The sequence below is a fragment of the Pedobacter sp. 01N416 genome (assembly GCF_056399685.1).
In genome coordinates this window covers 1-11,730 of record NZ_JBFTRT010000087.1, presented here as the reverse complement: position 1 = coordinate 11,730, position 11,730 = coordinate 1, and the positions used below count along the sequence as shown (strand labels likewise).

At 35.5% G+C, this 11,730-nt stretch carries 7 protein-coding genes; all 7 read right to left on the bottom strand.

Annotated elements, in window-relative coordinates:
- Positions 1-2,015 (bottom strand): hypothetical protein (locus AC1DND_RS07190; RefSeq protein WP_477580318.1); only part of this gene is annotated, 2,015 nt, incomplete at its 3' end.
- Positions 2,016-2,057: 42 nt separating this feature from the next.
- A complete protein-coding gene (locus tag AC1DND_RS07185) occupies positions 2,058-5,159 on the bottom strand; it encodes a formylglycine-generating enzyme family protein (protein ID WP_477580316.1) in 3,102 nt (1,033 codons plus the stop codon).
- Positions 5,160-5,172: 13 nt separating this feature from the next.
- Positions 5,173-7,311, bottom strand: coding sequence for a glycoside hydrolase family 172 protein (locus AC1DND_RS07180; RefSeq protein WP_477580315.1), 2,139 nt, complete (start codon positions 7,309-7,311; stop codon positions 5,173-5,175).
- 91 nt (positions 7,312-7,402) lie between these two features.
- Positions 7,403-9,613, bottom strand: a complete 2,211-nt coding sequence (locus AC1DND_RS07175) for a right-handed parallel beta-helix repeat-containing protein (protein WP_477580313.1) — start codon at positions 9,611-9,613, stop codon at positions 7,403-7,405.
- A 64-nt stretch (positions 9,614-9,677) separates the two neighbouring features.
- Entirely contained in the window at positions 9,678-10,769 is a 1,092-nt protein-coding gene (locus AC1DND_RS07170; protein WP_477580311.1) for a hypothetical protein, read from the bottom strand.
- 140 nt (positions 10,770-10,909) lie between these two features.
- On the bottom strand, positions 10,910-11,338 hold the full coding sequence (locus AC1DND_RS07165) for a hypothetical protein (protein WP_477580309.1): 429 nt from the start codon (positions 11,336-11,338) through the stop codon (positions 10,910-10,912).
- Between the two features lie 35 nt (positions 11,339-11,373).
- Positions 11,374-11,730: hypothetical protein (locus AC1DND_RS07160; protein ID WP_477580308.1), on the bottom strand; the 357-nt coding region annotated here is incomplete at its 5' end.

Genomic DNA, 11,730 nt, shown 5'->3' with positions numbered 1-11,730 from the left:
CTAGAAGCCAATCGAGCAGAACCAGGCTGTATTTTTACAATTCTTTCGTCTATCAGTTCTTCATTCTCGTCAAATGCCTGAACAATAATTTTTCCATGAAAATCCGCAAAATTATCAATCAAATTTATGGTCTGTTTATCCGTCTTGAATTCTTTACACTCTTTATCGTACGATGGCATACCAGCCCAAATACGTATTTTGGTTCCTTGTGTTGATGAAAATGTTAATTGGTCACTTCTCAATTTCACGTTAAGACTATTATGCAAAGCTCCAATAGCGGTAACGGCTCCTTCATTGTTTGTGCCGATGTCTGTTTTATTGAAAGCCGATGTTACTGTTGGAACATACCATTTATTTTCTATTTGCTTCAAAACAAGTTCCTCATGGTTAAAAAGATCAACATAATGAGTGTCAGGTTTGTTATCGACAGCAAATAACGCATCGCTAAATCCTTCTGGGACAAGGCTAAAAACCGTGTAAACCGTTTTGTTTGGTTTATCCCAACGATTAACAAAAATATTGTCCTTAAGTGTTGACAACAATGGAGTATAATTTTGACTGATAAAATTTGAAGTATTCTCTCTCAATACTCGAGATGTTTTACCCAATAAAACAAATTCTTCATTAACCCACTCCGGAATCCCTGGTGCAAATTGATTTATTTCGGTGCCATATCCATTAAAAAAGGAAAGGTAAATTTCACGGTTTATGCGTTCTTGACCAAAATCGGCAACTCTAAAAATAGCAAAGTCCGGTTTGATAAATTTATTTAAATTCAACATCGGTGGATAGTATAATGCATTATGTACTCTCCCTGATGGGATACCCTGCATATCTTTTGGAACAGCCATTCCTTCACTATACATAATAACACCCGGTTGTGCGTGATCAGCCGCATCCTGTAATTCCTTACTGGATCCTCCTTGGGTATCCAGAACTACTCCATCAATACCTACTTTTTTAATTATGTTTGTCATACCATCAAAATGTCCTTCGTCACTGCGCGTACTTCCGTCCCAAGGATTGTAACATATAAAAAAATGGGTGCCTAATGAATGGCATAAATTTGATATTTCATGTAATTTATCAAAACCGCCAGGCAAGTCCCTAAACATATCCCATTGATTGCGTTGATCCATCCCCAGGGTTGGCCATGTTGGCCAAATACCATATACATCGCTTCCTCCATATAGCTTCTTGGCGCTTTCAAGAAATTCTTTTACGTGATATTGCCCATCTTTATAATCGTAAAAACGACGATCCCAAGTCATCATCAAGTTAACAACATATTTATTACGGAACCATTGCAAATCTTTTCTGCCCATTATTGAATTGTCAAACGTGCCTGGTTCCACATCGTACAACATGCGTTTCTGAAACATTACCCGCAATCCTTCCTGCCAATCTCCTTGATAATCATCAGCCCAAAGCGTATAAGTTACCTCTCCTGTATTAGGATACAGCACCGTTTCAAAACGATGAATTTTACCATTTTTTACGGATTTTCTATCACGTCTCATTAATGCACAAACACCTTTGTCTCCATTTGCAGGTATTGCAGAGAAACCTAAATCCCAAGCATTATCAGGTACAATTACGTTAACGGGAGCGAAGCCTGGACGAAATAAATAGGTACGTGACAATTCATGCTTTCCCTTACCTGTTATGTATGTGTGATTAACAGATTCTCCAAATGGCACAACATTATGGAGCATTAAAGTATCTTTACTTATGTTTTTAAAAGTAATAGTTGCTTTAACTCCGTAGCTATAATCAATTTTAGAGTAGCTTATACTTATTTTATTTGCGACTTCTGTTGCATTATTGTTTGCTTTACCCTGATCTGAATTGAAAGCATCTTCACTAATCTTGAACGAAAGTAAAGGCAAATGTTTCCCGTTAATCATCAAGCCCCCTTGGCTTGTCAAAACAGCTGTCTTTATCGATTGTGCTTCAGCAGATACCGTCAAAAGAAAACAGATAATTAGTGTACTAATTTTAAGATATTTATTCATGATGTATTTTAATAGTGATTTATTCAGATCTATTTTCTTTCTTTATTCAGCATCTTTTACACAACGAAAGCCGATAGTCGCTGCACGTTCATAACCTGGCGATACTCTTAATTGATTCTGGCGACGTACCAAAGGTTTTGCGCCCCCCTCAACATACCACCAACTTGCTTCTGGTTTAAAATAAGACCCGCCTTTCATAATAAATATTTTTGTGGTCCCTTGGAAATATTCATCATTTGTCATTTGCCAAATACAACCTGTAAGATCTTCAACTCCAAATTGATTTGCTCCTTGGGGATACTTTCCTACTGCTGTAGGAATCCCATTTCCTAAATTGCATTTTTCTCCTTTTTCATCAGGTATATTTCCCCATGGCCATAAACGACCATCAGAACCTTGAGCAGCATACAACCACTCTTTTTCAGTAGGTAAACGTTCTCCGGCCCAAGCTGCATAAGCCTTTGCATCTTCCAACGCAACATAACATACAGGGTAATTCTCTTGCCCTTGAGGTATTTCTCCATTTACCCAATGTTTTAGGTAGTTTTCACTATCTTTTGGTTTATAATTTGAAGCCTTTACAAAAGCCTGATATTGTTTGTTTGTCACAGGTTTTCTATCAATAAAATAACGTGGAAGTGTTACCTTTCTGGCTGTATCCTCAACAGGTTGTTTTGTAAACCAATGAAATTCTTGCTCTGCTTTAAAGACAAATGTACCTGAAGGAATTTCAGCCATTCCTTCAGGAGTTCTGGCTGCTTTTGGCGTTTTGGTTGACTCATGTAATAAACGTAAATACCCATAAGGGATGCCTACAATACAGTTGTCTATCACTTTATTGTTTTTATACAGTTCAATTTTGAAATTGCCCTCATATTGTCCAAAAACATCAAATAATTTTATTCGATTATTACCCGATTTTAATAATAAGGGAGCTAAAGCCATTTGATCAACAGCTGTAATTTTAATTTCACCTTCGCCCGCATTTACAAACAGTAAGTCATTTTGTCTCTCTAGTTTTACGTTCATATTTTGCGATTGATAATCTGTCTTATCAGCGGGTTTGCTAAATGGCCTGTAAACTAGAACTGGTTCTTTTTTGGATCCTTTTACAATTAGTTCGTCAAGCAAAATATCATGGTCAAAAAGCTGAACAACAATGTCTCCTTGATAAAAAGCCAAATCTTTTTGTATGTTTAAATTATACTTTCCTACGGGTAGTGTTAAAGGCGTTTTATTATAAGCCGGAGAACCCTTCCATACCTTGATACTGCTGCCTTTTGAAGAATAAACGCTTAAATTATCATTCGTTTTTTTAGATTCAAGGAACTTAGGCAATTTTGCAATACAACCCACTTCCCCTTCAGCATTTGTTCCTTTATAAGCTGCATCAAATGAATCAATAGAGGCCGGAATAAGCCATTTTCCACCATTCGAAACGGGTACTAATTCCTGATTATTCCACAAGTCAACAAAATGATATCCAGTTTCTGGAAGCACTTCAAATAATGGACCATTATGCCCTTTTGGATCAACAGAATAAATCGTGTATACTGTCTTATTGTTATTATCCCATTTATTTACCCAAATATCATCAACTGTTGTTGGAATAATCGGACTGTAGTTTTTATCTTGAAAACAATTGTGATTGTTGCGCAACAACTGTGTCATACGACCATAATAACTGTATAAGTCATGTACCCAATCCGTTTTTGGAGAAATATACAAATGCATTTCAGCTCCATACCCACTGAAGAAAGAAATAGCCATATCTCTTTTAACTGTTGTAGTATCAAGAACAGCCTGACGCAAAATGGTAAAATCAGGCTTAATCAGTTTATTTAAATTCAGCATTGGGGGGTAAGATAATGCCGCATGTACACGACCTATAATACAATTTTGCATGTCTCTAGGCGCTGACATTCCTTCCGGAAAAATGACAAACCCTTTGCGCTGTGCATCTACAGCCTGTTGCATCTCTACTTTAGACTCACTTCGAGTGTCAAACATTGTCCCCCATAATTCTGCTTGTTTAACCACTTTGGCCAAACCRTCAAATAAAGGTTCAATTCGAGTACTGTTATACATCTGGTTTGTCCCTGCAGGTAAATCCCAAGGCATAAAAGCTGTAAATAATTTGTTGTTGAATTTGTTGAGGGCCATTCGGGACTGATCTCTTACACCATCAATACCTTTTGGCAAACTTTTGAAAACATCAAACTGATTACGTTGATCCATACCCATCATAGGCCATCCATGCCATAGAATAGTATAATCATCACCACCGTAAAGTTGTTTTATCTGCTTGTTGAAATCTTCGTACTGATAAGCCGTTTTGTCCGCATCGTAGAAATAACTATGCCATGCTGCTAAAAAATGTCCGGCATACACATTGCGAACCCATTTTAAATCCTCACGTTCGTACATCGAATTGTCAAATGTTCCTGGTTCTACATCATATAGCATACGATCTTGAAACATCAACCGTAAACCATCTTGCCAAGTACCAATATAATCCGCAAACCAAAGATTGAAAGTTACACCACCCTCAGGGTTCAATTTGGTTTCAAAACGTCTTACCTCACCATTACTTACACTACTTTTATCACGGCGCGATAATGCACAAAAACTATTTCCGTTATCACAATTGATCGTAGCAAAACCCAACTCCCATGCATTATCCGGAACAATGACATTAACTGGCTTATAATTAGGCCGAAACAAATGGGTTCGTGACAATCCATCGTTACCAAATGCAGTAATATAGACATGTTTCTCCGACTCACCAAACGGAACGATATTACCTATACGAAGTGTATCCTTCCCTTCATTTACAAAGGTGATTTTAGCTTTAATACCCCATTTATCGGCCTTTTCAAAAGTATAATTAATTCGTAATTTATTACTGAACACCACCGAACCGTTTTCAGCTTTTCCCATAGTGGTACTGAAAGGCTTGTCGTTTACTAAAAATGAAACTAAAGGAATTTCATATCCTGGTGTTTGAAAACGATTCAGACTTTTAATTTCAAGTCCCTTATTTTTATTTTGTCCTAATTCTATTGATTTTAATGATTGTCCTTGTGTTTTTACACAACAAAACACAAACAAAAAGCTTATCAAATGTGGAATGATTTTCTTCATTGTTTATAGCTTATTATTTTATTGTAGATCCAAACAAAAGTTGGTCAAAACCAAATTCTACTGCGTTTGTTCTACTTGGCGGAGCATTAATAACCTCAACACCAATCTTGTTTTCTCCTTTATTTAGCTTTATTAAACCAAGGTTGATAGTCTTTAATCCAGCTTTATCTGATATTAAATCAAACACAACACTTTTATTATTGAGTGTAAATTTGAATTTTCCAGAGTTGTTTGCAACAGTAAAGACAGCGCTTACTGGTAGCGTATATTTTGCTTTTGAAATAAATACAAGTTCTAATTTGTTACCTATTTTGGCATTGTACCAATCCACTATCATGTTATCTGCCCAACTGGTTTTCACATTATTATCATATGCAAATTCACCACCAGTGGCTTTCTTAAAAATCATACTTTCAGCCTGAATACTAAGTGGTTTAATTTCTTTATTGTACTCAATTTCAGGCGAAATAATATCGGTACGCTTTATTGCAACAGGTCTTTTTGCACCTTCAACATCCGGTTTACTATTTGGATCTTTACAGTGGTTTTCTAGGTAATAAAAGCAAACAGTGGCATAATCAATTGTTGCACGTGTCCAATGCCACATTTCCATATCGAATTTAAAACTTCTCTCAAAAGGGATAGCATCAAGCGAGCGGTAACGTGAATTAACCGTATATCCAGGCACAAAATTTCCGCTTCCATCCGGTTGTGCAATAAACGGATGATTCACAATTTTTTCAGGACGACACCAAGCATAACCATAATAATCTTCAGTACCCGTACCAATATGTGACGGAAAATTTTCTCCATCTACATATATTTTTTCGTCTCCTTCACCCCACCATGCATAAACAGTATTAAATAGTGTAACAGCATCACCAACAAATATCCCCTTTCCAGAAAGAGTAACGTGATTCATATCGAATGGAGCTCCAGCTGTACCTGAATTGTTTTTCATTTCACCCGTTTTTAGATGATAGAAATCTTTCCAGTATGCCCCAAAATACATACTGTTTTCTTCCCATTTCCAAGAACCAACTTCAATTTCTCCCTTGCTCACTTCAACATTTTGGTCTCCCAAGTTTATTACATTCACAGTGCAATTTTTTTCAAACGGCATTACCCACCACGCAGACAAAACGCCATCTTTATTAACCTCGGTATACCAAGTATTTATTTCTCTTATTTGATAACCTGTTCCAAAAAAATCTCCTACCGGACACCAAACAGAAGGAGATGCCTGTTTATTATCAACGCCATCATAAGTAACATTAAGAACTGTACTACGCAATGCTTGTTCTAGATTTTTTGCGTTTAATTTAATAGAGATTTTACGAATTGCTTTTGAGCCATAAAAAGAAATACTCAATTTATCATTGGGTTTAATTTTACCAATGAACTTATATTTTTCTGTTGGAACAGCAATTGTCTTTTTAAATTGAGACAATGTATTTTCAGTGGCAGTTGTTACTGCTTGCGTTTTATTCTTTTCGGATGGTGAATAGCTTGTTATATCTGTGCCATTCTCATACGTACGGTAATTTATATTATAATAAACGGCTTCACCACCGGTTTTTGCACCAGCATCTTTTATATTATCTGATTGATAGGTTACTTTACAATGTTTAGCATAAGGTATTGGAAAATATAAATTATGTCCTCTTGTTTCATATTTGGATAAACGAGAAACCGAAGTAGCTAACGGACTATTAGCCAACTTGTCACCACTTAAAATATCCATTGCTCCTCCCTCAATAACAGGAATACTATCATTATCAATATAGATCCGTAGAATACCTTTGCCGCAATCTTTTCCTGCAAATGTCATCCAAAACCTAACAATCGATCCCGGACCATCTGTATCCATCATTACATACTCCTTCTTGTTTCCTCGTGACTCCGTACGAATAAACATGGATCGATCCCAGTTCGCAAACCAACCTTCCTGATTCGGAGAAACTGTAGCCCTGTCATAACTACTAAACTGGGCACAAGTATATTTATGCGCTGGAAAACGCGCCAAATTATCTCTGTCAACCATTTCACTAAGCAAACTGGCAATACTAATAATTTTATTTTCAGATAATGTTTTAAATGACATCACAACAAATAAAATAATCCCTATGAACAGAAGATATGATTTTTTCATTTAATATAATTTATAAGATAAGGAGCTTCAATCCCTTATTATTAAGTTTAATTATGTGATATATATTAAAAAATGGAATATGAAATTTTTATTACGACGAAGGGGCAAAATGAAATTGCAATAAATCGTAATTCCCGTACTGAACACGCTCTACTCTTATTATATGTATACCCTTTGTCAGCGTAATTTTTGCTTCGTGATAGTAATCTGCGTCATTCACTAATTTGGATAAATCATCTACATTAATTACTATTTTGTCGTCTACATAAATCTTTACAGCATAGGCAACCGAAATACCTATGGTATAATCACCCTTATATGATAAATTTATTTTGGTAGTGGCAACATCTACAAGATTATCAGTAGGCAGTTCATTATATGCTTTGTCATTGCGCCATAATCCCGGTTGTAACTCTTTGAATACTCCTGTCTTTATTGGTTTCTGTTGTAATATTTTTCGGTATACTTCCGGTTGTTTAATAGGATCATTGGTAGAATCTATTTTATACCATTGTAATTCCCAAGGAGTTTGCAGTTCAAATTTTTTATACGAAAAAACAACTGGTTTGTCTTCCGCATTCATCTCTCCTAATTCGGATATAAATTTTTCACCTGTATATTCCAAATCAATCATAATATCTGTAATAGGTTCTCCAACATCTGTTTTTTGAACTATAATTTGTGCTGGAATTGAGCCTTTATTTTTTGAAATAATTTTTACTCCTTTTGTATTTTTCAATTTCCATTTCCCTTTGGGGCCCATTACATCAAAATACATTTTGCCATCATTATCTGTCTTTGTCCACCAAAGGATTGGATAATTAAAATTATAAGGTCCCCACTCTGTCATCATTATCCATTTTCTTCCTTGTGGAAAATCTTTAGACAACCTAGCATCAATACCGCCTATCATTGGTTTAGGTGCAAACGATGAGATAATTGCAACATCACTAGTTGGGGCTGCTGATGCATCATTGTTGGTAAAAGTCATTTTTTCAACACCAACTCCAACATTCATCAACTTTTCATTTTCTGAAAAAAAATTATCTGTAACATTTAAGTGTTGTGTATTTCTGACAGAAAATACATTTTTGGAATGCTCAAAACTATTTTTAGTGATTTGATAATTCATACTGTGAACATCCCTGTGTTTGTTGTAAGCAGAATTAGTGTCAATTTTTGCACTTGCCCATAAATTAATGGCTAGTCCTTCTCTTTGAAATCTGTTTTGTGAAATACTATTATTTTGACCATGTTCTATAGCAATTCCTTCCAAGTTGTCGGCAAAGTCGTTGCCTATTATTTTCGTGTCATAACTGTATCCGCCCCATATCCCATGCCAACAACCTTTTATAGTATTATTAATAATATTGTTTCGGCTGAAAGTGACTTCAACTCCATTGGTTGGTGCATAAGAAAAATCATTGCCATACAATAAATTGTCATTGCATCCTCCTGCGCCTGTATCTAAAGTTGTCTTACCAGGCCACATAAAAAATCCATCACCGGAATGCGTAACTGAATTATAGGCAAAAACATTGTTGTTGCACTGTTCAAACACTAAAATTCCTGCTGAATCCTGACCGCGATAATAAAAGCCTTCACTCATTCCCCGCACATTCCAATCTACTTTATTGTGCATCACCTTGTTGTCACTACTGCGGTAAAACCCAATCCCAATTCCTGAATTAAAAGAAAAATTATTATTGTAAATAGTTGCACTGTTGCATGAAGTCATCATCAGTCCGCACTGACCGTTTGTGATTGTATTGTTAAAAATGGTTGCGTTATTGCAATTTTTTAAATAAATTCCTGCACCAAAACGGAGCCATTCATTATTTTCATTGTGATGATAACTTTGCCAATCGCTATAATCTTCATGTTCACGGGTGCTTTTCAAATGTTGGCGAAAGTTGTGACTAAAATCATTATGATCAAGCACTAAGACATCCGAATTCCCAGCCATAACCGCCACTTTATATCCTTTAATAATAGCATTTTTTAGCGTAACATGGTTTCCTTTTATGAAAATGGCTACACCTTTAAATTCATCGGGAAGTTCTTTATTATTATTACCGCGCAATTCTGCTCCGTTAAAATCAACAGTAATATTATTACCTTCCACCACAATAACTGAAGTAGACAAGGAAGAACTAGCCTCCAAAGTATAAACTCCCTTTTTAATCGTTATAGACTTTGTAATGTGCATACCCTTTGTCAGCGATAGAACAGTAGCCGATGCTGTAGCAAAAAACAAAGACAATAATGTGGTTACAGCAAAAATTCGACTAGTGTATTTCATAAAAACATTAATTTTTATCGGATGATTTTAAAGATGATGGCCAAGATCTAAAAAAGTTAGTTTTTTATTTTTGGTGTGCGCCTTTGTCTAGTTTGTTAGCTAATCTTACAGCTCCGTTATAATCCACAACATAATACCACCAGTTGTTTAATTTACCGTCTTTTGGACTTACGCCTTTGAAATGAGGGATGTGAGTAAACCACCATTCCATATAACCGATATGACTGCATCCCCATTCACTACAATCAATAGTACGCGGATTTTCATCGGAAATATTTGGGAAAAAAGCCCAATTGTCAGCATAGGTATCCACCTTAGATTTATTAGCCCAATCATAGTCATGTTGTCCATTAGGCGGAAAATGAATGTTTCCAATATGTGCTTTTCCYGAATTGAACTTGTTATAGTTTTTCACATAACCTGCATAACGTTCCCAAGGCGTTAATTCGCTTATATTTGATTTTTTATCATAGTCCCACCAACCAYATACTTTCATCATTGTTGATTCAAAACGATGACCATAACTTTCTAATGCACATGCTAAATCTCTTTCATAGTTTAAACCCATTACAGACAATAATTCTTTGCAGTTTGTATTAGGAGTTGGCTCCGAATTTATAAAAAAGGCACCTTCTCCCATCATATTTGACTCAGCCATACCACCGTAAGGGAAACTCCATACCCATACTTCATTTATTTTTCCTGAATTGCGTTTCTTGTCAAAACCAAAATGTTCAACGAAAGCTTTATAATCAAAACCTGTTTCTTGTTCTTTCAGTGTTTTCCAATTAGGTTCTTGCATCAGTTCAATTACTCTCGCTTCAGTAAGTTTTTCGCCTGATTTTTTTAAAAATGTAAAATATTCTTTGGTATCAATTAACTCAACTATTTGATAATCGATAGTTCCGCCACTTGTTTTTTCTAAAGTCGCTTCGTAATCCCTAGTTAATTGAAAAGGATCACTCCAAACACGTTTTTCATTACCAGGCGTTCTAAGCACTTCGTGCATTCTTTTTCCATTTACAATAGGATCCTGGATAACCACTGCAACTTTAACCACTATTTTATTTGCTTTGGGCAATGTTTGTTGATTTTGGGCTTTTAAATTAGATGCAAAAAGAAGTGTAACAAATCCAATTGTATAGATATATTTCATATATATTAAAGTTTATTTTTTAATCATCACATGGTATTACTTTTACTTGGCCCAACAGTTAAAAACTGTTGGGCCAAGTAATTACTACATATAATAGTTTACTAGCCGCCCAAAAAAATCAAGTAGGGTGCTTTATATGTTTATTGAATATTAACCCATTGCCAAGTTTCGCCATCAGTCATGTTGATATAGGCACTCGTAAGGGTTCCACTTTGCAAGTTATTTGCAGATTTAGCAGAGAAATATAATTTTCCTCCGCGTGGTTGACCCGTAGCTGGTACAGGAAAAATCTGTAAAAGTTCAGCATTGGTAAGTTTTAAAGAACCTGAAGCATCAGTTTGCTTGGTGAAATAAGAAGGCGTAATTACAGAACCATCGGCTGGATTTATTTTAGAAATCACTACTGTTGCATTCGCACTTCGTTGTGCTTGATTTCCATTAATATAGACAGTAACGTTCAGCGAAGGAGGAGTAACAGATAGAGTATCAAATTCCATATCTCGAGAACATGAAGATAAAAGCACCAATGTCAACGAAAACAAAATTATGCTATAGATTATTTTTTTCATATCGAATTTATTTAAAAGTGTTTTTATTAAAATAATTACATTGGCTTATTAGCTCCAAATGTGTATACTGGTTGTCCATGTGCAATAAGCTCTGGTGCAGGTATTGGGAATTGGAATACAGTTCCAGGCAATAATGTTCCATTACGACGTTTGTCAAAGAAACCTAATTGTGGCCATACCAGATCACATTCTACGTAACGCTCGTAAAATATTTTATCTAATAAATCAGGGTCAGCGTCTGTTGCTGCAGGCAAATTACCTATTCCTACTCTTGAATTATTAACGTATCCTGAGGCTCCAGTTTGTCCAAGTCGTAATTTAGCTTCCGCCAAATACAAATCATTCTCTGCTTTTAAGAAATGATCTACAGATCCTGTTTCATTGAATACTAC